Raw genomic sequence first — 22,913 nt, forward strand, 5'->3', positions numbered from 1 at the left:
AGCGAGCAAGGAGCCGCGGTATGAGCTACCAGCCCACCCCCGAGGACAGGTTCACCTTCGGCCTGTGGACCGTCGGCTGGCAGGGACGGGACCCCTTCGGTGACGCCACCCGGCGTGCCCTCGACCCCGCCGAGTCGGTACGGCGCCTGGCCGAACTGGGTGCCCACGGCGTCACCTTCCACGACGACGACCTGATCCCGTTCGGCGCGAGCGACAGCGAGCGGGAGGGGCACATCAAGCGCTTCCGGCAGGCGCTGGACGCCACCGGCATGAAGGTGCCGATGGCCACCACCAACCTCTTCACCCACCCGGTCTTCAAGGACGGCGCCTTCACCGCCAACGACCGGGACGTACGCCGCTACGCGCTGCGCAAGACCATCCGCAACATCGACCTCGCGGTCGAGCTCGGCGCGCAGGTCTACGTCGCCTGGGGCGGCCGCGAGGGCGCCGAGTCGGGCGCCGCCAAGGACGTGCGGGTCGCCCTGGACCGCATGAAGGAGGCCTTCGACCTGCTCGCCGAGTACGTGACCGAGCAGGGCTACGACCTCCGCTTCGCCCTGGAGCCCAAGCCCAACGAGCCGCGCGGCGACATCCTCCTGCCCACCGTCGGCCACGCCCTGGCGTTCATCGAGAAGCTGGAGCGCCCGGAGCTGTTCGGTGTCAACCCGGAGGTCGGCCACGAGCAGATGGCCGGGCTGAACTTCCCGCACGGCATCGCGCAGGCGCTGTGGGCGGACAAGCTGTTCCACATCGACCTCAACGGCCAGTCCGGCATCAAGTACGACCAGGACCTCCGCTTCGGCGCCGGCGACCTGCGGGCCGCGTTCTGGCTGGTGGACCTGCTGGAGTCGGCCGGCTACAGCGGCCCGCGGCACTTCGACTTCAAGCCGCCGCGCACCGAGGACCTGGACGGCGTGTGGGCGTCCGCGGCCGGCTGCATGCGCAACTACCTGATCCTCAAGGACCGCGCCGCCGCCTTCCGCGCCGACCCGGAGGTCCAGGAGGCGCTGCGCGCGTCCCGCCTGGACCAGCTGGCCGAACCGACCGCCGCCGACGGGCTGCGGGCCCTGCTCGACGACCGGTCCGCCTTCGAGGACTTCGACCCCGAGGCGGCGGGGGCGCGCGGCATGGCGTTCGAGCGTCTGGACCAGCTGGCGATGGACCACCTGCTGGGCGCCCGGGGCTGAGCCCCCGGAGGGCGCCGCGCGGCGGCGGCGCGGCGCCCCGTACACGGTTCACGTGCGGCCACGGCGACGCGTCCGCGGCCACGTGCGGTGGTCCGCTCAGGGCTCCGTCCCGCGCTTGCCCACCGCCCCGTGCGGCTTCTCACTCACGGTCACCCACGGACACGTGCGGTGGGCCGCTCGGCCGGGACGGGCGCGGGGACGGGTGATCGCGGTCGAGGTGCGTCGGGTCCTGCCGGGGGCGGGTGATCCGGTCCGGTCCTGCCGGGAGCGGGTGATCCGGCCCGGTCCGGGCTTGACCGACCGGACAGGATCGGCTTGGTCGGCTCGGGTCGGCCCCGCCCGGTCCCGGGCGGGAACTGGTACCCGGCCCCGCGGTCGTGAATCGGCGCACAGGCAGGAGCGATCATCCCGTCAGGTTCTCCCCGCTCCGGCCCGCTCCCCTCTGCTTCCGGACGGCGGCGCATCAACGCCAGGCAACGGCCGAGCAGTCCGGGACCGACACCCTGTTGTTCTCACGTTGTCCTCGGCGCGGGGTGGCCGTGTCCGCGCCGGGGCAGAGGGCGCGCGCGGCCCTACCGGCGGCGCCCGCGCACGTGGGGTCGGCACGGGCAGGCCGGGCAGCCGGCGCACGCGCCCCGAGTGTCCGTCAACTCCGTCCACGCCGTGCGAAACCCTCGCTCCCGGGCGTCGCGGCGGCGACGATGACAGGTATGGCCATGCCTCCCGTACCGCCCCAGCCGCCCTCCGGCCCGCCGGACGACACGCCCCCGCCGGGCGGTGGCTCCGGGCCACCTTCCCGGGGCGGTCCGCCCTCCTACGGCGGGCCTCCTTCCTACGGCGGGCCTCCCTCCTACGGCGGGCCGCCTTCCGACGGCGGGGCCCCGCCGCCCGGCCCGCCTGGTCCTCCCGGTCCGCCGGAGCAGCCGTACGACGACGGTTCCGGCGGTCCCGGGCGAGGACCCGGCGGAGGGCGCAGACTCGTGCTGATCCTGCTCGCCGTCATGGTGGGCGTCGCCGCCGTGTCGCTGCTGGTGTTCATGGCCACGGACGGCGATGACGGTCCGGAGCGGGAGCCGGGTGAGAGCAGCACGGGCACCCGGGGCTCCCCGGACCCGTCGCTCGGCATCCCGTCCGAGCTGCCGAGCGGCCTGGAGAGCCGGCTGCCGTCCGGGCTGCCCACCGAACTGCCGTCGGAACTGCCCACCGAGCTGCCGTCCGGTTTCCCGACGGAGCTGCCGAGTGGTCTGCCCAGCAACCTCCCGAGCGGCCTGGAGTCACTGCTGCCCGCCCCGGAGTAGCAGCCTGCCCCGGTCACGGCCCCGGACCAGTCTCGGGTCCCGCTTCCGGTCCCGGGTCCCGGGTCCCGGTACGCCCTGCCCCCGGTCCTGGGTCCCGGTACGGCCCAGCCCCGGTCCGGGGTCCCGGTAGCGGCCATGCCTGTTCCCGGTTCCGTATTCCGTAACCCAGCCCCGTCCGTTGATTCCATCGGGACCGGGCCGGGAGGCCCGAGCGTCAGGTCCGGCCCTCCCGGTCGTCGTCGGCCGCCCGCTCGGCGGTGGCCAGGGCCGTCGCCGGATCCCGGTCGGCGTCCCCCGCGGGGATCCAGCGGCCGTCCTGCTCCCTGTACGGCCACCAGCGCCCGGCCCGGTCCAGGCGCAGTTGGAGGGGCGACCCGACGACCGTCCACCGGTTCGCGCGGGCGCGCAGCACGGGCCGTTCGTGCTCCTCCCAGGCCGTGTCGAGGGCCTCCCGCGCGCGGGCGGCCGTCCCGCCCTCGACGGTCCACTCCTCCTCCAGGACGGCCAGGGCCTCCGCCCCGCCCAGCCGCCAGGCCGCCACGGCCGTCGCCAGCCCCGCCCGGTCCCGCCCCGACCCTTCGGCGAGACGGGCCGCCACCGGGGGCGGAGGGTCCCCGGCCGCCAGGCGCACCGCGTCCTGGGCCGCCGTCGGTTCCGCAGGCGCCGGCCGAAGCGCGTGCCCGCCCCGGAGCGCCTCCGCGAGCAGCCGGTGGGCGTGCGCGGCGGTCCGTGCCGCGAGGAACTCCAGGGCCCGTGGATCGACGCCGGCCGCCGGTGCGGTCTCCGTGTCCAGGGACGGCGGTGACCCCGGGGCGTCGGGGAGCGCAGGCGGGTCCGGGAGCGGCGGCAGGATGTGCCCGGTCGCGTACGCGTCGGCCGCGTCCACCCCCTCCGGTGCGCTGTCGGCCCGCGCGGCGGGGGCGGTGTTCTCCGCCCGCAATGCTTCGAGCAGGGTGGGTTCGTCTCGCCCCCGGAGCAGCAACAGCACGAAGGGATCCTCGTCCAGCAGCCGCGCCACCTGATAGCACAGCGCCGCCGTGTGCCCGCAGTGGTCCCACGCCCCGCAGTCGCACGCCGCCTCCAGCTCGCCGAGTCCGGGCAGCAGGTCCACGCCCGCCAGTTCGGCGTCCTCCACCAGATGTGTCGGCACCTCCCGGTCGAGCAGCGCGGCCACGTGCCCGGACCGCGCCGCGGCCATCGACACGAAGCGGTCCCACTGCTCGTCGGACAGCTCCCGTACCAGCACGTCCGCGCGGTGGGCGGTTCCGTCCCGCTCCCGGACCACGGCCGTCAGCCGGCCCGGTCGCACCGACACCGCGCCGACCGCCCCGGACCGTGCGAGCCGGCGCCCCGCCTTCACCTGCCCGGCGTCCAGTGCCGTCGCCTCCAGGGCGGACACCCACGCCCGGCCCCACCACGACCGGGTGAAGGCCCGCCCGTGCGCGGGCGGCAGCGCCGCGAACGTGCGTACCGGTTCGGTGTCCGCACCGTCGTACCGGCTACCGTCGTACCGGCTCATCGCAGCTCCTCCCGCAGTTCCACCAGATCCGTCAGCTCCGCGTCCGTCAGCTCCGTCAGCGCGGCCTCGCCCGAGCCCAGCACGGCGTCGGCCAACTCCTGCTTGCGCCGCAGCAACGCGGCGATCCGGTCCTCGACCGTCCCCTCGGTGACGATCCGGTGCACCTGCACGGGCCGCGTCTGCCCGATGCGGTACGCGCGGTCGGTCGCCTGGGCCTCGACGGCCGGGTTCCACCAGCGGTCGTAGTGCACGACGTGCTCGGCCCGGGTGAGGTTCAGTCCCGTACCCGCGGCCTTCAACGACAGCAGGAACACCGGCACTTCGCCGTCCTGGAAGCGCCGCACCAGCGCGTCGCGCGCGGTGACCGGCGTGCCGCCGTGCAGGAGCAGCGTCGGCACTCCCCGCGCGGCCAGATGCCGCTCCAGGAGCCGGGCCATCCGCACGTACTGGGTGAAGACCAGGACGCCCGCCCCCTCGGCGAGGACGGTGGAGAGGAGTTCGTCGAGCAGGTCCAGCTTCCCGGAGCGGCCCGTGAGCACCGGACGGTCCTCCTTCAGGAACTGCGCGGGGTGGTTGCAGATCTGCTTCAGCCCGGTCAGCAGCTTCACGATCATGCCGCGCCGCTCCATGCCGTCCGCTCCGGAGATCTCCTCCAGGGCCTCGCGCACCACCGCTTCGTACAGGGCCGCCTGCTCCTCGGTGAGCGACACGGCGTGGTCGGTCTCCGTCTTGGGCGGCAGTTCCGGCGCGATGCCCGGGTCCGTCTTGCGGCGGCGCAGCAGGAAGGGCCGCACCAGCCGGGCCAGCCGGTCCGCCGCGGCCGGGTCCTGCCCGCCCTCGACGGCGTCCGCGTACCGCCTGCGGAACGCGGGGAGCGGGCCCAGCAGCCCGGGCGTCGTCCAGTCGAGGACGGCCCACAGCTCGGACAGGTTGTTCTCCACCGGCGTGCCGGTGAGGGCGACCCGGGCCCGTGCCCCGATGGTCCGCAGCCGGCGTGCCGTCGACGCGTGGGGGTTCTTGACGTGCTGGGCCTCGTCGGCCACGACCAGGCCCCAGTCGACGGCGGCCAGCCGTTCCGCGTCCAGGCGCATGGTGCCGTACGTGGTGAGGACGAATTCGTCGTCGGCGAGGTCGTCCAGGGCGCGCCGGGGGCCGTGGAAGCGGCGCACCGGGGTGCCCGGCGCGAACCGCTCGATCTCCCGCTGCCAGTTGCCCGTCAGCGAGGCCGGGCAGACCACGAGAGTGGGGCCCGCGCTCTCGGGATCGGTCTGCCGGTGCAGGTGCAGGGCGATCAGGGTGACCGTCTTGCCCAGCCCCATGTCGTCGGCGAGGCAGCAGCCCAGTCCCAGTGAGGTCGTCCGCGCCAGCCACGTCAGGCCGCGCCGCTGGTAGTCACGCAGGGTGGCGGCGAGCGCGGCCGGCGGCTCCACGGGGTCATGGGCGGCCGGGTCCGCGATCCGGTCCCGGAGTGTCGCGAGCCGGCCGGTGGGACGCACCTCGATCCGCCGGCCGTCCACCTCCATCGATCCGGTGAGGGCCGCGCCGAGCGCGTCGAGGGGAGCGACCTCGCGGTCCCGGCTCGCGCGGGCGCGCCGCACGGAGCGGGGGTCGACCAGGACCCACCGGTCGCGCAGCCGGACGACGGGCCGGCGCGCCTCGGCGAGCCGGTCCAGCTCGTCGCGGGTGAGCCGCCGCTCGTCACCGGGGGCCATCCACCAGTCGAAGGAGAGCAGCATGTCCGCCGACAGGAGCGGCGGCCCCGCACCGGTGCCGGCCGCCGGGGCCCCGGCGGGGGGACCGATCCGCGCCCGCGCGGTCGGACCGCGGGTCACCTCCTTCGGCCAGTGCACCTCGACCCCCGCGCCGGCCAGCGCGCGGGCGCCGTCCCCGAGCAGGTCGGTGACGTCCTCGTCGGCCAGGTCGACCGCGTCCGGTACGGCGGCCGACAGCAGCGGCGACAGCGGTGGCCAGGCCCGGCAGGCGCGGCGCAGGGCGAGCAGCGTGTCGTGCGTGGCCCGGCGGCCGACGGCGGCGCCGGACGACGCCCCGGTCCACACGTCGGCGGCGTCGGCGACGAGCGCCGGGTCGCTCACGCTGTGCACCTGGAGCACGGCCCGGACGGTGACGTCGTCGGGGGCCTCGTCAGGGTCGGCGCCGTGGGTGCCGGCACCTCCGCCGGGGACGTCGCCGGGAGCGCGGGCGGCGGTGTTTACCGCGAGGTCCGGCGACTCCGGTGCCGGGTGGCGGAGCTCGATCCGCAGCGACAGCCGGACGCCCGCGTCGTGCCCCGCGGCGACATCGGCGGCCCAGGCGCGCAGCTCGGGCAGGTGCTGGGGCTCCGGCACGGCGTAGGCGGGACTGCCGGTGACCAGGCGAGCGGCGGGGGAGCGGGGCAGGGAGTCGGCGACCGCGTCGAGGAAGGCGCGCAGCAGGTGCCCGGGCTCGGGCAGGCGGGGAGGAGCGGCGCCGTCCAGCGGCGCGGCGTGCGCCTCGGGCGGCATCGCGGCTGCCAGCCGGCTCAGCGCCTCGAGATCGTCCGCGCCCAGGGGGCCGATCCGCCAGGCATCCTCGTCGTCGGCGGTCAGCCCGGGCAGCAGCAGACCGCGTGCCACCAGGTGCAGGGCGTGCACGGCGGCGGATCCCCAGAACAGCGTGGACCGGGACGGGAGCCGGGCCCCGTCTCCGTCCCGGTAGCCGTTCCCGTCCCCGCCGGTCCGCGCGCGGGTGAGGATCGGCAGCGCCGTGCGGACGGGCACCAGTACGGCAGGAAGACGGACCAGCATGATGCCGGTGTCCCGGGGAACGGCGACCGTGATGTCCTCGACCGTCGCTCCGTACGCCGCCGGTACGCCGTGGGGCCCCTCCGGTCCCTGAGACCCCTCGGGGGCGTCGGAGCAGCTGTGACAGCCCGGGCACCAGAAGGCGAACCGGCCGGTGCGGGCGGGAGTGCCGGGCAGGAACAGGGCGGAATGACAGGCGGGTGCGAAAGGACCGGAGGACGACGGGGAGACCGGTGCGGCGTCTGCGGTGATGGTGAGTCCTCAAGTTTGACTAGTGGGAGCCGGGTCGCCGAGGATACACCGCGCTCCGGGGCGGGGGTGCGGTCCCGGCCGGCGCGGGGTCCGTGATGGTGATGTGGGGCGTTCGGGGTGCGTCGCCCGCAGGGCGCCGGGTCGCCGGGTCGCCGGGACGAGGCGGGGCGGTCTTCGGGTGGCTGGGACGGTACGGGTCGGTCGGTGTGCGGGGCGTCCGGAGGGTAGGGGACGGTACGGGTGTCGCCGGGGCGGTACCGGGTCGCGTTCAACGGGGCGGACCCGACCACTGGCCCGCTGCCCGCTGGGGGAGGACGCTGGGCCTTGGTCGTCACGTTCCCGTCTGCCGTGCGGGGCAGTGCACGCACCGAGGTGCCGACGGCCTGGCCTTCGGGACGCGCACGGCCCGCCCTTCGGGCGGAGACGGGAAGGTGGTGACAGGCCCTAAGGGGCGCACGTCAGGGTCGTTTCAGGGTCGCGGTCAGGAACCGTCGGTGGCGCGGGCCCGTTTTCACGACAGAGAGCGGCAGTGGCCGCGAAGGAGGCGACACTCATGTCGAACAACGCCAAGATTGCCGCGGGGGGTGTGGCAGCCGGGCTCATCCTGCTCATCTGGCTGCCCTGGTGGGCCGCGGTGCTGATCATTCTGGGGGTCCCGGCCGCCGCGTACCTCACCCTGGACCCCGCACAGCGGCGCAGGCTGCGCCGTGTCTCCCGTAAGGAGCTGGGCCGCTGAACCGCTGACACCGCGATCGTCACACCGACCCGAGGGGCGGCGCCGGGCCGGACACTCCCCGCGCCCGACCGAGGGAGGGGCGCCGTCGGGCCGACTCGCCGAGCTGCCCTTGCCGGGCGTGACCGGGCGCATCACCGGGCGGGCAGGGGAGCGCCGCTTCCCTGCCCAGGACCGGATCCCGCCCGTCCAGGCCCAGGACCGGATCCCGCCCGTCCAGGCCCAGGACCGGTTCCCGCCCGTCCAGGCCCATGACCGGGTCCCGCCCGGCTGCCGGCCGCCGCCCGTGAGGCGGAGGAGGGAGCGGCCGGCGGGTCAGAGCGGGCGCACGGCCATCGCGTCGAGGGCCTGGAGGAGGCCGGGGAGTTCCGGACCCCGGCCCACCGGCAGTACCTCGCCGGGTTCGTCGTCCAGCAGGACGAAGGCGATGTCGTCGGTCCGTGCCACCATCGACCAGCCGGGGCCGTCGGCGCGCAGCGTGCGCGCCTCGCCGGAGGCGAACGACGACCGCACGCGGCCGAGCGGCGGCGGCGAGTCGACGTACGCGCGGGCCTCCGCCAGGACGCGGCGGATACCGCTGTGCTTCGGCTGCCCGTCCCCGACGTCCGCAGTGCGCGAGTCGCCCGAAGCGGGTGGACCGCCTGGGGTGCTCAGGTCCCGCGCCTCGCCGGAGCGGCGGGCCGTATCCGTGTCCGTTCCCGAACCCAGGTGCCGCTGCTCCGCCGCGCCCTCAGCACCCGAGCCGCCGGCCGTGCCTCCGCCGGAACCACTCGCGTCAGGCTGACCTGCGGCTGCGGCTGCGACTGCGTCTGCGTCTGGGCCTTGGCCTGTGTCCGTTGGGCCTGGGCCTCTGTCCGTGCCTGGGCTCGCGCCCGCTTCTGTGCTGCTGCCGTCGCCACCGGCGGTGGCTCCGGAGGCCGGGGTGACGAACGCGGCGTCGTCGATCTGGTCCCGCCAGGTCGCCCACTGGAGGGCGATCTCGTCGGCACCCAGGCGACGCTGTGCCGGTCCCCAGACGCTCGTGTCCGGCGGCGTCAACGCCGGCCCGGCGATCTCCGGGTCGGGGTCGTGCGGCGCCGGGACGTTCGGCGCCGCCACGGCGACCGCCAGCGGCCAGCCGGGCAGCGCGGCGACGACCGTGCGCTCGTCCGGCGAGAGATCGTGCTCCATGCCGCAGTCCCAGGAGGCGATCGCCACGGCGACCAGTGACACGTCGTCCACGACGACGGTCCACCGGGCGCCCTCGCCGTCCTGGCCGAGCACCAGCCCGTACCCGTCGGCGACCGGCGCGAGACCGAGCGCCGCGCACGCTTCCGGATAGTCGTCGCCCAGCACGCTCGGGAACTTCGCCGGCGTCAGCAGCACGGCCGTCAGCACATAGAGCGCGTCCTCCGCGGCGGCGACGGCTTCCTCGTCCGTCCCGGCCATCCCAGCCTCCCCGTCGGTTCGTCCTTCGGCGCGCACACTAGACCGACTCCGCGGGCCTTGTCACGACCCGGCAGGAGCCTGCCGAGCTGCAGCTTTCCGGCCGGACGGGGACGAATCGTCCCTCCGGGCAGGCAGGTCGGGCCGCCGGGAGCCTCAGCAGCGCCCGCGCGACGGCCCCCCGGTGACTCGCCGCGTTCCCGGGCCGGCGCCACGACGGCCCGGCCGGCCGGCTCGTTCACCCCGAAGGGCAGCGCCTCGGGCGACACCCAGCCGGGCGCGCCTCCTCGATCCCGTCCCGGTCGTCCTCGACACGGACCGTGACGTAGGCCGAGGCCGCCTCGAAGAGGTTGTGCGGACGTTCCCGCGGTGCCGCCTCGGTCCTCTCCGCGGTGCGTCCGCCAGCGACGAGCCTGCCGAACCCGTCGAACCCGTCCCGGATCCTGTCCCCCATACGGTCCACCGTCCCCCGTACGGTTCCTGCCGCCGACCGTTCGCGTCCTGCCAGCCCCTCGCCCCCTGTCATTCAACGTACGGTCGGACGGACCGGCGGCAGAAGAGGGCCGTACGGCCGGGCGCTCACGCCGTCCGGAAGCCGCCGCCCTCCGGACGGCCGTCAGCGCACACGAGATGCCAGCACCAGGAACCGGGCGTCCTCGTCCGCGTACGAGGTCATCCACCACCCCGAACCGGCCAGCAGAGGGCGGAGGTTGGGTTCGGCGCGCAGATCGTCCGCGGTCAGTCGGCGGCCCTGGCGCGCGGCGAGCGCAGCACGACCGACGGGATGGAAGAGCGCGAGCGTCCCGCCGGGCCGCACCACCCGGGCCAGCTCCCGCAACGCCTGCGCGGGGTGTGGCAGATGGGCGATCAGACCGGCGGCGAACACGGCGTCCAGCACACCCGCGCGCAGCGGAAGCGCCGCCGCGTCGGTGAGCAGCAGCGCCGCGTCCCGGTCACGGCCCGCCCGTGCGGCCTCGTGCAGCATGGCCGGAGTCAGGTCGGCGCCGATCACCGTCCCGGAGGCACCCACGGCCGCGCGGAGCGGCGGCAGGGCACGCCCGGTGCCGCACCCGGCGTCCAGCACCCGGTCTCCCCGGCGCAGCCCGAGCGCGGCGACGGCCGCGGCGTAGGCGGGGCCGTCGTCGGGGAACCGGCGGTCCCAGTCCGCGGCCCGGGCCGCGAAGAACTCCTGCACGTGGCTGTGGTGATCGCTCATGGACGCATGGTCCCGTATCCGCTCCGTCGCACCCGCCGGGCTCAGTCCGCGACACCCTTCTCCGCCACCACCTTGTCGATGACGACCCGGACGAGGAGTTCGCCGGGCACGCCGTTGCGGCGGCCGAACTCCTCGGCACGCTCCTCACCCATGTACCGCGCGCCGATCCGGGCGGCCCAGTGCCGCAGTTCGGCCGGATCCTCCGACAGCCGGGCCCGGCCCTGCAACACGACGTAGTGGAACGGGGGGCGGTCGTCGTCCACACAGAGGGCGACCCGGCCGTCCCGGGCCAGATTGCGCCCCTTGACGGTGCCGCTGCCGGTGTTGAACACCACCTCGTCACCGTCGATCAGGAACCAGACGGGCGCCACATGAGGGCTCCCGTCGGCGCGAACGGTGCACAGCTTGCCGGTGCGGGTCCCGTACGAGACGAATTCCCGCCACTCCTCGTCGGTCATCTTCTGTCCCATGATGCCCATTCTTCTTGCCCGGCGTCCGATCGTGGGGAAGGCTGACCCGGGGGGAAGCCCGCATGGGGGAAGCGGCGGGGAACGTTCCCCGCGAAGTACAGCGACGTACAGCGAAGTACGGCCAGGTGCAGCGGAGTACAGCGAAGTGCAGGGGGAGAGGCACGACATGGCGCAGAACCAGGGTCTCGAGTGGCTGCTGGACGATCTCACCCAGCGCGTCGAGCACATACGGCATGCGCTGGTCCTGTCCAACGACGGCCTGGTGACGGGGACGAGCACCGGGCTGCGCCGGGAGGACGCCGAGTACCTCGCCGCCGTCTCCTCCGGACTGCACAGTCTCGCCAAGGGCTCGGGCCGGCACTTCGGTGCGGGTGAGGTGCGCCAGACGCTCGTCGAGTTCGACGACGCGGTCCTCTTCGTCACCGCCGCCGGTGACGGCAGTTGCCTCTGCGTCCTGAGCGGTGCCGAAGCCGACCTGGGTCGCGTCGGCTACGAGATGACCCTTCTCGTCAGCCGGGTGGGCGAACACCTCGGCGTCGACCCCCGGCGTCCCGGTAACGATCCCGGCACCCAGCTCTGACCTGGGCGTTCCCGTACGGCAGGTGACGACGTGGCAGTTATCCACAAGGTCGCCACGGAGAGTCACCGAGCGGATACCGTCTTCCTGGCGGGCGCACTCGGCGTCCGCCGCACGCCTCACGGGGGAGACGGCCATGACCGCACACACCGCACACACCGCATACGCCGAGCAGGCCGAACACACCGCATACGCCGAGCACACCGCATACGCCGGCCACGCCACGCACCTCGCACACGCCGCCATCACGCGCCCGGGCACGCTCACCGACGCGTCGCCCACGACGGGCTTCGGTGACGGGGGTGCGTGTGCCGGCCCGCCACCCGCGGCGTGCCGGGACACCCAGGGCGGACGCGCCGCACACCACCGGGGCCTCGCCCACGAGGGGACGTCACCCGGAGCAGACCTGCCGACGTGCGGCGACCGCGACCGAGGCCGCGTTCGAGACCGCGACCGAGGCGGAAACCGAGACCGCGACCGAGACGGGGATCGAAACCGCGACCGAGGCGGAGACGCGGACCGCGATCGCATCGGGGACCGGGACCGGGGAGGAGCGCACCGGGCAGGGGAGCGCCGGGCGGAACGGCCGCGTCCCGACCGGTCGGCGCCGCCCCTGCCCCGGTCCTGTCCCGACGGGCCGCCCCTGCCCGGGGCCTGCCCCGACACGCCGCCCCTGCCCCGGTCCCGGGCCGACGGGCCTCGGATCTTGCCGGACGGGACGTCCGTCGTGGACACCGCGGAAGGCGCCGCGCTGATGGGCGTGCCGAAGGAGAGGTTCACCCGGCTCGCCCGGCTCGGGATGCTGGTGCCGGTGGCGTTCCGCCCGACCCGCCACCGCACCGTGGTCTGGTTCTACCCTGCCGACGAGGTGCGGCAGTTCGCCGACGATCCGCGCAACGCCCACCTGCTCACCGGCCGGACCGCCGGAGCACCGCGCGGCCGTCTCGACGCCGGCCTCGACCCGAGGCCCCGCAACTGGCGCCAACGGCATCTGGGCCTCCTGCTCCGCCGGGCGGGCAACGACCCCTGGGTGCGGGCCGGGGCCGTGGCGGCGCTGCTCGCCCCGCTCCACCTCTCCAGGGTCGTCCCGGACCCCCACGAGCGATGGCGGGTGATCCTCTCCCGGCCCGGATCGCCGGTCCACGGCGCCCCCGACTCTCCGTCCGCCGCCCTGGCGCGGGAGGTGGTGACGGCGCAGGACCCGGACGAGATCGCCTGGCTGCGGGCCGAACTGGCCCGGCTGGTGGCCGAGGCTCGCGCCCACCGGCCGGCGCCCCGCCCCGCGCCTCACGCACGGAACCGGCCGCTCGGTGCCGGCGGACCCCGGCCGGCGGGCCGCTGCGCTGCACCGTCCGCCGCGGCACCGGAGGCGTACGCCGGACACCCGACGCCCGGACCGGACGGGACCGGGGACCGTCGCCCCGCGGTCGGCCTACACCGCGCGGAACAGACCCTCCTGCACCACCGAGACCAGCAGTTGTCCCCGCCGGTCGTAGATCCGGCCGCGGGCCAGCCCGCGTCCACCCGTGGCCACCGGTGACTCCTGGTCGTACAGGAACCACTCGTCCGCGCGGAACGGGCGGTGGAACCACATGGCGTGGTCCAGCGACGCCATGTCGAAGCCGCGCGGCCCCCACAGCGGCTCGACCGGGATGCGCACGGCGTCCAGCAGTGTCATGTCGCTGGCGTAGGTCAGGGCGCAGGTGTGCACCAGCGGGTCGTCGCCGAGCGGGCCGACCGCCCGCATCCACACGGCGCTGCGCGGCTCCGCGTCCCTGACCTCGTCCGGGTCCCAGCGCAGCCGGTCCACGTAACGGATGTCGAAGGGCTGACGGCGGGCCATGCGCTCCCACTGCTCCGGCAGTTCGCCCAGGTGCTCGCGCAGCTCGTCCGCCAGCGTGGGCAACGACTCGGGCTCCGGAAGCTCCCGGGCGGGCGGCACCTGATGCTCGAAGGCGGCCGGCTCCGGCCGGTGGAAGGAGGCGGTCAGATTGAAGATCGTGCGGCCCTGCTGCACCGCGGTGACCCGGCGGGTGGTGAACGACCGGCCGTCCCGCACCCGTTCCACCTGGTACACGATCGGCACCCCCGGACGGCCCGGGCGCAGGAAGTACGCGTGCAGCGAGTGCACCGGACGGTCGCCGTCCGTGGTGCGGCCCGCGGCGACCAGCGCCTGGCCCGCCACCTGGCCGCCGAAGACCCGCTGGAGCGACTCCTCGGGACTGCGGCCCCGGAAGATGTCGACCTCGATCCGCTCCAGGTCGAGCAGGGCGACGAGGCTGTCGGCAGGATTCGTCATCGGTGGTGTGCCCCCGCGCTCACAGCTGGCCGACGGCGGTGACCCGCACGACCGCGCGGCCCTCCGCGTCGGAGGCGGACAGGTCGACCTCGGCGCTGATGCCCCAGTCGTGGTCGCCGTTGGGATCGTCGAAGATCTGCCGGACCCGCCACAGCCCGTGCTCCGGCTCCTCCTCGATCAGCAGCAGCTTGGGGCCGCGCGCGTCGGGCCCGGTGCCGAGCTCCTCGTACTCGTCCCAGTAGGCGTCCATGGCCTCGCCCCAGGCGTCGGCGTCCCAGCCGGACTCGGCGTCCAGCTCGCCCAGTTCGTCCACCCGGTCCAGCGCCGCCAGCTCCACCCGGCGGAACATCGCGTTGCGCACCAGCACCCGGAAGGCCCGCGCGTTGGCCGTGACGGGCTTGACCTGGTCGGCCTTCTCCTGCGCCTCCTCGGCGGTCATCGTCTCCGGGTTGGCCAGCTGCTCCCACTCGTCCAGCAGACTGGAGTCCACCTGGCGCACCATCTCGCCCAGCCAGGCGATCAGGTCCTGCAGGTCCTCCGACTTGAGGTCGTCCGGCACGGTGTGGTCCAGCGCCTTGTAGGCACTGGCGAGGTAGCGCAACACGATGCCCTCGGTGCGGGCCAGCTCGTAGTGCGACACCAACTCGGTGAAGGACAGGGCCCGTTCGTACATGTCCCGTACCACGGACTTCGGCGAGAGCGGGTGGTCGCCGACCCAGGGGTGACTCTTGCGGTAGGTGTTGTACGCGTGGAAGAGCAACTCCTCCAGCGGCTTCGGGTACGTGATGTCCTGGAGGCGCTCCATGCGCTCCTCGTACTCGACGCCGTCCGCCTTCATCGCGGCGACGGCCTCACCGCGCGCCTTGTTCTGCTGGGCGGCCAGGATCTGACGCGGGTCGTCCAGCGTGGACTCCACCACCGACACCATGTCCAGGGCGTACGACGGCGACTCCGGGTCCAGCAGTTCGAACGCCGCCAGGGCGAACGTGGACAGCGGCTGGTTCAGCGCGAAGTCCTGCTGCAGGTCCACGGTGAGGCGCACGATCCGGCCCTCGGCGTCCGGCGTGTCCAGCTTCTCGACGATGCCGCCGTCCAGCAGCGAGCGGTAGATGGCGATGGCCCGCCGGATGTGCCGCACCTGCTGCTTGCGCGGCTCGTGGTTGTCCTCCAGCAGCCGGCGCATCGCCTCGAAGGCGTTGCCGGGGCGGGCGATCACCGACAGGAGCATCGTGTGCGTCACGCGGAACCGGGACGTCAGCGGCTCCGGCTCAGAGGCGATCAGCTTCTCGAAGGTCTGCTCCGTCCACCCCACGAAACCCTCGGGCGCTTTCTTGCGCACCACCTTGCGGCGCTTCTTCGGGTCGTCGCCCGCCTTGGCCAGCGCCTTCTCGTTCTCCACGACGTGCTCCGGCGCCTGGGCGACGACGAAACCCTCCGTGTCGAAGCCGGCGCGTCCGGCCCGCCCGGCGATCTGGTGGAACTCCCGGGCCCGCAGGGTGCGCACCCGGCTCCCGTCGTACTTCGTCAGCGCGGTGAACAGCACCGTGCGGATCGGCACGTTGACCCCCACGCCGAGCGTGTCGGTACCGCAGATCACCTTCAGCAGGCCGGCCTGCGCCAGCTTCTCCACCAGCCGCCGGTACTTGGGCAGCATCCCGGCGTGGTGGACGCCGATGCCGTGCCGGACGTACCGCGAGAGGTTGCGGCCGAAGCGGGTGGTGAAACGGAAGTTGCCGATCAGCTCGGCGATCCGGTCCTTCTCCTCCCGGGTGCACATGTTGATGCTCATCAGCGCCTGCGCCCGCTCCACGGCCTGCGCCTGGGTGAAGTGCACGATGTACACCGGTGCCTGCCGGGCCGCCAGCAGGTCGGTGAGCGTCTCGGTGAGGGGTGTGTAGCGGTACTCGTACGACAGCGGGACCGGGCGGGTCGCCGACCTGACCACCGCGGTCGGGCGGCCGGTGCGCCGGGCGAGGTCCTTCTCGAAGAAGGAGACGTCACCGAGCGTCGCCGACATCAGCACGAACTGCGCCTGCGGCAGTTCCAGCAGCGGGATCTGCCAGGCCCAGCCGCGGTCCGGCTCCGCGTAGAAGTGGAACTCGTCCATGACGACCTGGCCCACGTCCGCCTGGCGGCCGTCCCGCAGCGCGATGGACGCCAGCACCTCGGCGGTGCAGCAGATGACCGGGGCGTCCGCGTTCACGGACGCGTCGCCGGTCAGCATGCCCACGTTCTCCGTGCCGAAGATCTTGCACAGTTCGAAGAACTTCTCCGACACCAGCGCTTTGATCGGCGCCGTGTAGAAGGTCACCTCGTCGCGCGCCAGAGCGGCGAAGTGCGCGGCTGCCGCGATCATGCTCTTGCCGGAGCCGGTGGGCGTCGAGACGATCACGTTCGCCCCGGAGACCACCTCGATCAGCGCCTCCTCCTGGTGCGGATAGAGCGTGAGACCGCGCTCGACGGCCCACGACTCGAAGGCTTCGTACAGGGCGTCGGGGTCGGCGGTCGTCGGCAGCTGATCGATGAGGGTCACGCACCCATCTTGCCTGCCCGGTCACCCGATGCGGGAATCGGATGCGGGACCGAAGATCGCGAAGGCTACGCTGTTCCGCCGAGGGGACGTCGACGCACCGGGTCAACGGGGCGGCACAGTACAAGAAATGGGGCGGGCCACGGCGATGATGGGACCAGCACACTCACTGTCGGGCGCCGCTGCCTGGCTCGGTGTCGGCGCGGCCACCGCCGCGGCCGGGAGGCCCATGCCCTGGCCGGTGCTGCTGGCCGGTGCGCTGATCTGCGCGGGAGCCGCACTCGCCCCCGACCTCGACCACAAGGCGGCCACCATCTCGCGGGCGTTCGGACCGCTGTCGCGATGGCTCTGCGAGATCGTCGACAAACTGTCCTTCGCCGTCTACAAAGCGACGAAGAAACAGGGCGACCCCCGCCGTACCGGCGGACACCGGACCCTCACCCACACCTGGCTGTGGGCCGTCCTGATCGGCACCGGCACCTCGGCCCTGGCGATCTACGGCGGCCGCTGGGCGGTGCTGGCGATCCTGTTCGTGCACATGGTGCTGGCCATCGAGGGCCTGCTGTGGCGGGCCACCCGGGGCTCCAGCAGCGACGTCCTGGTGTGGCTGCTGGCCGGGACCAGCGCGTGGATCATCGCGGACATCCTGGACCAGCCGGGCAACGGCGCCGCCTGGCTGTTCACGGCACCCGGCCAGGAGTACCTGTGGCTCGGCCTGCCGATCGTGCTGGGCGCGCTCGTGCACGACATCGGCGACGCGCTCACCGTCTCGGGCTGCCCGATCCTGTGGCCCATACCCGTGGGCCGCAAGCGCTGGTACCCGGTCGGCCCGCCCAAGGCGCTCAGGTTCCGGGCCGGCAGCTGGGTGGAGCTGAAGGTGCTGATGCCCGCGTTCATGCTGCTCGGCGGCGTGGGCGGTGCGGCGGCACTCAACTTCATCTGACCTCCCCGACGTTCCCGACGCCGCCGCCGTCATCCGACGCTCCCCGTCCGCCCGCCCGTCCGTCCGCCCTCCGGGAACCCGCGGGCCCCACGGACTCGTCGTGGGCGGCGGCCCACGACGGACGGCAACCACCCGGGCCGGACCTGCCCCGCGCGGAACGGCGCCCGGCCAGGACCACACGCCCGGCCCGGACCAGACGGGCGGCCCGGACCCACGCGGGACGTAACGCGTGGGGTCCCGCACGGAGGGTGCTGGGCGCGGAGGGGCCCGCAGGAGGCACTGTCCCGGGCGGGGCACCTGGCTGTCCCGGGCGGGGCGGTGTTCCGGGTGGCGAGCCGCCGCTCAGCCGGTGCCTTGGCCGCCGCCGTAGCGGCGTTCGAAGGCGGCGACGCGCCCTTCCGTGTCCACCGTCCTGGCCTTGCCGGTGTAGAAGGGGTGGCTCTCCGAGGAGATCTCCACGTCCACCACCGGATAGGTCTGGCCGTCGTCCCAGTCGATGGTCTGCTCGCTGGTCGCGGTCGACCGGGTCAGGAAGGCGTACCCGGCGGCCCGGTCGCGGAAGACGACGGGGTGGTAGTCGGGGTGCTTGTCCTGCTGCATGGATGCTCCTCGGGCGTCGCGGACAGGCGCTCGGCCGGTCCGGGAGAGAGGTACGGGTACGAAGCGAGCGGTCGACGTGCGGTCGACGTGCGGTGGGCAGTCGGTGACGGCGGAGGGCCGGAACCGGGGACGGATCAGCCGGGCAGGGCGTCCTCGTCCACGACGTGCATGGCGGCCTCCTCGGCGGACGCGGCCCCGCCGTCGATGCCGACGTCCGTGGCGACCAGGGCCTCCTCCTCGTCCTCGTGGGCCCCTTCGTCGGGGGCCACCAGCCGGCCGGAGCGGACCGCGCCGACCTCGTCGTCCAGGAGTTCCCCGTCGCCGTCCTCCCAGTCACCGAGACCGTCGCCGCCGGGCGGGGCCGGTTCCGGCAGCTCCTCGGCGAGCCGTTGGTCGAGGGTCTCGCCCCGGCGGCGTTCCTCCGCCGTCACGCCGTTCTGCTCCACGGCCCAGGGCCGCTCGGGCGGTGACCAGCCACGGTCCAGGGGGTCGTCGACACCGTCGTCCACCAGGGTGTCCTCGGCGTCGAGGAGTCCGGCGTCGTCCTGGATGTCGGACGCGTCCGGCTGGTAGACGTCGTCTCCCCATCCTTCGGCGCTTCTCACGGGTACCTCCAGGGGTGGGGACGGGCCGCCCGCGTTCCCGCCGCGGCCGCACCGGACCGCCCTCGTACGGGACACCGGTGCCACCCTTCCCGGATCCGCCGGGATCCAGGGTGTTCCCCGAGCCGGTGCCCGACTCCTGTCTCCAGCCTTCACCCCGCTCCGGGACCGCGCAACGGCAGCGGCGGCCCTGCCCCGCTCCGGAACCGTGCCGTGTCGGCTGTGGCCTCACCGGTTCGGCACCGCCATCGAGCCCGCCTGCCGCATCGTCATCCGGGACCGCGCGAGGCCCGGCGGCAGCGTCCCCCGGCCCGCGGGGCCGCGCCGCCGCCCCTGACCGCGCGCACAGCGGCACGCGCCGGCGGGCCCCACCGCCCGAGCCGTTCCCGGTCACCGCCCACCTCCGGGCCGGGCCGCCCCCGGACAGCGCCCACACCCGGCCGGGCCGGGTGCTCGGCCCAGGGCCCCTCCCCGTACCGGCCTTCCCGTCCCGGCCCCAGGGGCACTCCGGGACCGCTGCCCCGGAGTGCCCTTGCCCCGGCTCCGGAGCGACCCGGTCCGGAACCTCCCCGTCCCGGATGGCCCCCGCCCCGTAGCCCCCCCCCGTCCCGCATCGCCCCCGCCCCCGGCGGTCACCCGTGCCAGGACCGCCACAGCGCCGCGTAGGCGCCGTCCGCCGCGACCAGCTCGTCATGGCTGCCCAGCTCGCTGATCCGGCCGTCCTCCACCACGGCGATGACGTCCGCGTCGTGGGCGGTGTGCAGGCGGTGCGCGATGGCGATCACCGTCCGGCCGTCCAGGACCCGGGCCAGGGACCGTTCCAGGTGTCGGGCCGCGCGCGGGTCGAGCAGCGACGTCGCCTCGTCCAGCACCAGGGTGTGCGGATCCGCCAGCACCAGCCGCGCCAGCGCGATCTGCTGGGCCTGGGCGGGCGTGAGCGCCGACCCGCCCGAGCCGACCTCGGTGTCCAGGCCGTCGTCCAGCGCACGGGCCCAGCCGTCCGCGTCCACCGCGCCGAGCGCCGCCCACAGCTCCGCGTCCCCGGCACCCGCGCGGGCCAGCCGCAGGTTGTCGCGCAGCGACCCCACGAAGACGTGGTGCTCCTGGTTGACCAGTGCCACGTGCGTCCGGACCCGCTCGGCGGTCATGCCGGCCAGCTCGGCGCTGCCGAGAGTGACCCGACCGTCCCGGGGCGCGTAGACCCCGGCCAGCAGCCGGCCCAGGGTGGACTTGCCGGCGCCCGACGGGCCGACCAGCGCCAGTCTCGTGCCCGGCGGCACCTCCAGGGAGACCTCGCGCAGCACGTCGACGCCTTCCCGGTACCCGAAATGCACCCGGTCCGCGCTGACGTGACGTCCCTCCGGAACGAGCCCGGCGTCGCCGGCGGCGGGCTCGATGTCCCGCACGCCGACCAGCCGGGCCAGCGACACCTGCGCGACCTGCAGCTCGTCGTACCACCGCAGGATCAGCCCGACCGGATCCACCAGCATCTGCGCGATGAGCGCGCCCGTCGTCAGCTGGCCCACACCGATCCAGCCCCACAGGACGAGCACCCCGCCGACCATCAGGACCGAGGCGAGCACGGTCACGTGGGTGAGACTGACCACGGGGAAGAGCACCGACCGCAGCCAGAGGGTGTAGCGCTCCCAGGCGGTCCACTCCCTGACCCGCTGGTCCGACAGCGCGACCCGCCGCTCCCCGAGCCGGTGCGCCTCGACGGTCCGTCCCGCGTCCACCGTCTCGGTGAGCGCCGCGGCCACGGCGGCGTACCCGGCGGCCTCGGACCGGTACGCGGCCGGTGCGCGCCGGAAGTACCAGCGGCAGCCCGCCACCAGCAGCGGCACGGCCAACAGGACGGCCGGCGCGAGTTCGGGCGCCGTGACGACCAGGCCGCCCAGCAGCACCGCCCACACCACGCCGATCGCCAGCTGCGGCACGGCCTCGCGCATGGCGTTGCCGAGCCGGTCGATGTCGGTGGTGATCCGGGACAGCAGGTCGCCGGTGCCGGCCCGTTCGAGCACGCCGGGCGGCAGGCCGACGGACCGCACCAGGAAGTCCTCGCGCAGATCGGCCAGCATCCGTTCGCCGAGCACGGCCCCGCGCAACCGCACCTGCCGGACGAAGAACGCCTGCACCAGCAGCGCCGTCACGAACAGCGCGGCGGTGCGTTCCAGGTGCAGATCGAGGGCCGGGTCCGGGACGCGTTCGACGAGCCGCCCCAGGAGGTAGGGCCCCACCATGGAGGCGAGCACGGCGACGGTGTTCACGGTGATCAGTGCCACGAAGGCCCGCCGGTGCCGGCGCAGCAGCTCGCCCACGTAGGCGCGGACGGTGGCCGGGGCGCCCACCGGCAGGGTGCCCGCCGTGGCGGGGGCCGCCGGGTCGTGGGCGGGGGGTGCGACGCCGATCATGCCGTCTCCTCGATCTCTTCCCGTTCTGCTGGCCCCTCTTCCCGTTCTGCCGGCCCGTGCGGTTCGCGCAGCCGGTCCGGCCGCGGCGGCTCGACGTCGACGTCCCCGCCCCCGCCCCCGCCCCCGCCCCGGGCGGTTTCCGCACGCGCCACCGCGTCCCCGCTCCGGACGGTTTCCGCACGCGCCACCCCGGCCCCGCCGGTCTCCGCACGCGGGCCCACCGGACGGCCGGCCTCCCCGGCGTCGCAGGCCCGGAGGCCGGCCGTGTCCCGGCCCCGCGTCCCGGGCTGCACCCCGGCCCCCGCCTGGTGCTCCGTCTCCCGGGTGACCACGGCCCGGTACCGGGGCTCGGCGCCGAGCAGTTCGCGGTGGCGGCCCGAGGCGATCACGGCCCCCTCGTGCAGGAACACCACCCGGTCCGCCCGGTCCAGCAGCAGCGGGGAGGAGGCGAACACCACCGTGGTGCGCCCGGACCGCAGGCCGCGCACGCCCCGGGCGACCCGGGACTCGGTGTGCGAGTCCACGGCCGACGTCGGCTCGTCCAGCACGAGCACCTCCGGGTCGGCGACCAGGGAGCGGGCCAGCGCGAGCCGCTGCCGCTGGCCGCCCGACAGAGACCGTCCGCGCTCGGTGATCCGCGTCTCCAACGGATCCTCGACGCCGTGCGATCCCTGAGCCAGGGCCGCCAGGACGTCCGCGCACTGCGCCGCGTCCAGGGCCGCCGACGGCGCGACCCGGCCGCCCGCCGGCACGTCGAGGAGGTCCCGCAGGCTCCCCGAGAGGAGCACCGGGTCCTTGTCCTGGACCAGGACGGCGGCCCGCGCCGCGTCCAGCGGCAGGTCGTCGAGAGGGACCTCGCCCAGCAGCACCGAGGCACCGTCCTGAGCGGCGTGGCCGCCCAGCCGTTCGGCCAGCCGTCCCGCGGCGTCCGGGTCCCCGCACACCACGGCCGTCAGCAGGCCCTCGGGCGCGAGCAGCCCGGTCTCCGGGTCGTACAGGTCGCCGGACGGGGACTCGGCCGGCCGTGTCCCCGCGGTGTCGGTGGGCCGCCGGAGGGACAGCACCCGCGCCGCACGGTCGGCCGACGGCCGGGAGAAGGAGTAGGCCATGGCGATCTCCTCGAAGTGGCGCAGCGGGTACGCCAGGAGCATCACGGAGCTGTACACGGTGATCAGTTCGCCGACGGCGAGGCGTCCCTGACGGGCCAGGTGGATGCCGTACAGGACGACGGCGATCAGCAGCAGCCCGGGCAGCAGGACCTGGACCGCGGCGATCAGCGACCACATCCGGGCGCTGCGCACGGCGGCGTGCCGGACCTCCTGGGAGGCGTGGCGGTACCGGTCGAGGAACAGTTCCTCGCCGCCGATCCCGCGCAGCACGCGCAGTCCGGCCACGGTGTCCGAGGCGAGTTCGGTGGCCCGGCCGGACTTCTCCCGCTGGACGTCGGCCCGCCGGGTGGCGTGGGGCAGGAGCGGCAGCACCGCCAGCGCCATGACCGGCAGTCCGACGGCGACGACGACGCCGAGTGCCGGCTGGTGGACGACCAGGCCGACGCAGACGGCCACGATGGTCACGGCCGCCGCGGTGAACCGGGACAGCGCCTCCACGAACCAGCCGATCTTCTCGACGTCGCCCGTGGACACCGCGACCACTTCACCGGCGGCGACCCGCCGGGTCAGAGCGGCGCCGAGGTCCGCGGCCCTGCGGGCCAGCAGCTGCTGGACACGGGCGGCGGCGGTGATCCAGTTGGTGACGGCGGCGCGGTGCAGGAAGGTGTCGCCGACCGCCAGTCCGATCCCGGCCAGCGCCAGCAGGCCGCCCGCTCGTGCGAGCCCGGTGCCCGAGCGGTCGACGGCGGCCTGGACGGCGAGGCCGACACCGAACGGCAGCGAGGCCACGGCGGCGAAGTGCATCAGCCCCCAGGCGAGGGCCTTCACCTGCCCGGCCAGTTGGTTGCGGAAGAGCCACCACAGGAAACGGGGACCCGAGCGTGCGTCGGGCACACCGGGATCGCGATAGGGGAGGTCGTGGATCTGCATGACGTCGTCAGTGGCTCGTCTCGGGGCGGTCG

17 protein-coding genes and 1 pseudogene are annotated in these 22,913 nt (G+C 74.6%); 6 read left to right on the forward strand and 12 right to left on the reverse strand.

From position 1 onward, the window contains the following. The first annotated feature begins 20 nt into the window (after positions 1–20). Together xylA and AC02VZ_RS10270 are read left to right on the forward strand one after the other, a co-directional pair. Positions 21–1,187 (forward strand): xylose isomerase, encoded by a 1,167-nt coding sequence (gene xylA, locus AC02VZ_RS10265; RefSeq protein WP_432053797.1) that lies wholly within the window; start codon positions 21–23, stop codon positions 1,185–1,187. A gap of 980 nt (positions 1,188–2,167) precedes the next feature. Further along, positions 2,168–2,485, forward strand: coding sequence for a hypothetical protein (locus tag AC02VZ_RS10270; RefSeq protein WP_432053798.1), 318 nt, complete (start codon positions 2,168–2,170; stop codon positions 2,483–2,485). A 214-nt stretch (positions 2,486–2,699) separates the two neighbouring features. Here AC02VZ_RS10270 and AC02VZ_RS10275 read toward each other — a convergent pair whose 3' ends face one another. Both AC02VZ_RS10275 and AC02VZ_RS10280 read right to left on the reverse strand, forming a co-directional pair. Next, complete coding sequence (locus AC02VZ_RS10275; RefSeq protein WP_476475202.1) at positions 2,700–4,004, reverse strand: SWF or SNF family helicase; 1,305 nt, start codon at positions 4,002–4,004, stop codon at positions 2,700–2,702. Next, positions 4,001–6,787: an SNF2-related protein gene (locus tag AC02VZ_RS10280; RefSeq protein WP_476475203.1), complete on the reverse strand. Its 2,787-nt coding sequence runs from the start codon at positions 6,785–6,787 to the stop codon at positions 4,001–4,003. Before AC02VZ_RS10280 ends, AC02VZ_RS10275 begins: the two co-directional genes overlap by 4 nt. A gap of 802 nt (positions 6,788–7,589) precedes the next feature. Between AC02VZ_RS10280 and AC02VZ_RS10285 the strand changes: the two genes are divergently transcribed. Then, the gene (locus AC02VZ_RS10285; RefSeq protein ID WP_432053800.1) at positions 7,590–7,772 is read left to right on the forward strand and encodes a hypothetical protein; all 183 of its coding nucleotides are present in this window, start codon (positions 7,590–7,592) and stop codon (positions 7,770–7,772) included. A 312-nt stretch (positions 7,773–8,084) separates the two neighbouring features. Here the strand turns inward: AC02VZ_RS10285 and AC02VZ_RS10290 are convergent, their stop codons facing one another. The 4 genes and pseudogenes from AC02VZ_RS10290 to AC02VZ_RS10305 form a co-directional block, all read right to left on the reverse strand. Further along, positions 8,085–9,197: a hypothetical protein gene (locus AC02VZ_RS10290; RefSeq protein ID WP_476475204.1), complete on the reverse strand. Its 1,113-nt coding sequence runs from the start codon at positions 9,195–9,197 to the stop codon at positions 8,085–8,087. Positions 9,198–9,336: 139 nt separating this feature from the next. Next, positions 9,337–9,648: pseudogene (locus tag AC02VZ_RS10295) on the reverse strand (hypothetical protein); the annotation flags it as partial. Positions 9,649–9,810: 162 nt separating this feature from the next. Then, entirely contained in the window at positions 9,811–10,410 is a 600-nt protein-coding gene (locus tag AC02VZ_RS10300) for a class I SAM-dependent methyltransferase (protein WP_432053802.1), read from the reverse strand. Between the two features lie 41 nt (positions 10,411–10,451). Then, positions 10,452–10,880 (reverse strand): PPOX class F420-dependent oxidoreductase, encoded by a 429-nt coding sequence (locus tag AC02VZ_RS10305; RefSeq protein WP_432053803.1) that lies wholly within the window; start codon positions 10,878–10,880, stop codon positions 10,452–10,454. Positions 10,881–11,046: 166 nt separating this feature from the next. Between AC02VZ_RS10305 and AC02VZ_RS10310 the strand changes: the two genes are divergently transcribed. Then, entirely contained in the window at positions 11,047–11,460 is a 414-nt protein-coding gene (locus AC02VZ_RS10310; protein ID WP_432053804.1) for a roadblock/LC7 domain-containing protein, read from the forward strand. A gap of 724 nt (positions 11,461–12,184) precedes the next feature. Then, positions 12,185–12,997 carry a DUF6397 family protein gene (locus tag AC02VZ_RS10315; protein ID WP_476475205.1) on the forward strand — a complete coding sequence of 271 codons (813 nt, stop codon included), beginning with the start codon at positions 12,185–12,187 and terminating at the stop codon, positions 12,995–12,997. Here the strand turns inward: AC02VZ_RS10315 and AC02VZ_RS10320 are convergent. Continuing rightward, positions 12,890–13,756 carry an acyl-CoA thioesterase gene (locus tag AC02VZ_RS10320; RefSeq protein WP_476475206.1) on the reverse strand — a complete coding sequence of 289 codons (867 nt, stop codon included), beginning with the start codon at positions 13,754–13,756 and terminating at the stop codon, positions 12,890–12,892. The genes AC02VZ_RS10315 and AC02VZ_RS10320 overlap by 108 nt on opposite strands. 19 nt (positions 13,757–13,775) lie before the next feature. Beyond that, positions 13,776–16,289 (reverse strand): DEAD/DEAH box helicase, encoded by a 2,514-nt coding sequence (locus AC02VZ_RS10325; RefSeq protein WP_476475207.1) that lies wholly within the window; start codon positions 16,287–16,289, stop codon positions 13,776–13,778. A gap of 145 nt (positions 16,290–16,434) precedes the next feature. On the opposite strand from AC02VZ_RS10325, the gene AC02VZ_RS10330 reads away from it, so the two are divergent. Then, positions 16,435–17,229 (forward strand): metal-dependent hydrolase, encoded by a 795-nt coding sequence (locus tag AC02VZ_RS10330; RefSeq protein WP_476475217.1) that lies wholly within the window; start codon positions 16,435–16,437, stop codon positions 17,227–17,229. A 342-nt stretch (positions 17,230–17,571) separates the two neighbouring features. Here AC02VZ_RS10330 and AC02VZ_RS10335 read toward each other — a convergent pair whose 3' ends face one another. The 4 genes from AC02VZ_RS10335 to AC02VZ_RS10350 form a co-directional block, all read right to left on the reverse strand. Further along, complete coding sequence (locus tag AC02VZ_RS10335; protein ID WP_362099248.1) at positions 17,572–17,829, reverse strand: type B 50S ribosomal protein L31; 258 nt, start codon at positions 17,827–17,829, stop codon at positions 17,572–17,574. A gap of 134 nt (positions 17,830–17,963) precedes the next feature. Then, positions 17,964–18,434, reverse strand: a complete 471-nt coding sequence (locus AC02VZ_RS10340) for a DUF5709 domain-containing protein (RefSeq protein ID WP_476475208.1) — start codon at positions 18,432–18,434, stop codon at positions 17,964–17,966. A 629-nt stretch (positions 18,435–19,063) separates the two neighbouring features. Beyond that, complete coding sequence (locus AC02VZ_RS10345) at positions 19,064–20,842, reverse strand: ABC transporter ATP-binding protein (protein ID WP_476475209.1); 1,779 nt, start codon at positions 20,840–20,842, stop codon at positions 19,064–19,066. Further along, the gene (locus tag AC02VZ_RS10350) at positions 20,839–22,881 is read right to left on the reverse strand and encodes an ABC transporter ATP-binding protein (RefSeq protein WP_476475210.1); all 2,043 of its coding nucleotides are present in this window, start codon (positions 22,879–22,881) and stop codon (positions 20,839–20,841) included. Before AC02VZ_RS10350 ends, AC02VZ_RS10345 begins: the two co-directional genes overlap by 4 nt. Positions 22,882–22,913 lie beyond the last annotated feature (32 nt).

It is taken from the genome of Streptomyces sp. 3-6, assembly GCF_056323165.1.

What these genes read in the sequence shown, in the direction of transcription:
- xylA (WP_432053797.1), top strand. Translation starts at nt 21, where the DNA reads ATGAGCTACCAGCCCACCCCCGAGGACAGGTTCACCTTCGGCCTGTGG.
- AC02VZ_RS10275 (WP_476475202.1), bottom strand. Translation starts at nt 4,004, where the DNA reads ATGAGCCGGTACGACGGTAGCCGGTACGACGGTGCGGACACCGAACCG.
- AC02VZ_RS10280 (WP_476475203.1), bottom strand. Translation starts at nt 6,787, where the DNA reads ATGCTGGTCCGTCTTCCTGCCGTACTGGTGCCCGTCCGCACGGCGCTG.
- AC02VZ_RS10285 (WP_432053800.1), top strand. Translation starts at nt 7,590, where the DNA reads ATGTCGAACAACGCCAAGATTGCCGCGGGGGGTGTGGCAGCCGGGCTC.
- AC02VZ_RS10290 (WP_476475204.1), bottom strand. Translation starts at nt 9,197, where the DNA reads ATGGCCGGGACGGACGAGGAAGCCGTCGCCGCCGCGGAGGACGCGCTC.
- AC02VZ_RS10300 (WP_432053802.1), bottom strand. Translation starts at nt 10,410, where the DNA reads ATGAGCGATCACCACAGCCACGTGCAGGAGTTCTTCGCGGCCCGGGCC.
- AC02VZ_RS10305 (WP_432053803.1), bottom strand. Translation starts at nt 10,880, where the DNA reads ATGGGACAGAAGATGACCGACGAGGAGTGGCGGGAATTCGTCTCGTAC.
- AC02VZ_RS10310 (WP_432053804.1), top strand. Translation starts at nt 11,047, where the DNA reads ATGGCGCAGAACCAGGGTCTCGAGTGGCTGCTGGACGATCTCACCCAG.
- AC02VZ_RS10320 (WP_476475206.1), bottom strand. Translation starts at nt 13,756, where the DNA reads ATGACGAATCCTGCCGACAGCCTCGTCGCCCTGCTCGACCTGGAGCGG.
- AC02VZ_RS10330 (WP_476475217.1), top strand. Translation starts at nt 16,435, where the DNA reads ATGATGGGACCAGCACACTCACTGTCGGGCGCCGCTGCCTGGCTCGGT.
- AC02VZ_RS10335 (WP_362099248.1), bottom strand. Translation starts at nt 17,829, where the DNA reads ATGCAGCAGGACAAGCACCCCGACTACCACCCCGTCGTCTTCCGCGAC.
- AC02VZ_RS10345 (WP_476475209.1), bottom strand. Translation starts at nt 20,842, where the DNA reads ATGATCGGCGTCGCACCCCCCGCCCACGACCCGGCGGCCCCCGCCACG.
- AC02VZ_RS10350 (WP_476475210.1), bottom strand. Translation starts at nt 22,881, where the DNA reads ATGCAGATCCACGACCTCCCCTATCGCGATCCCGGTGTGCCCGACGCA.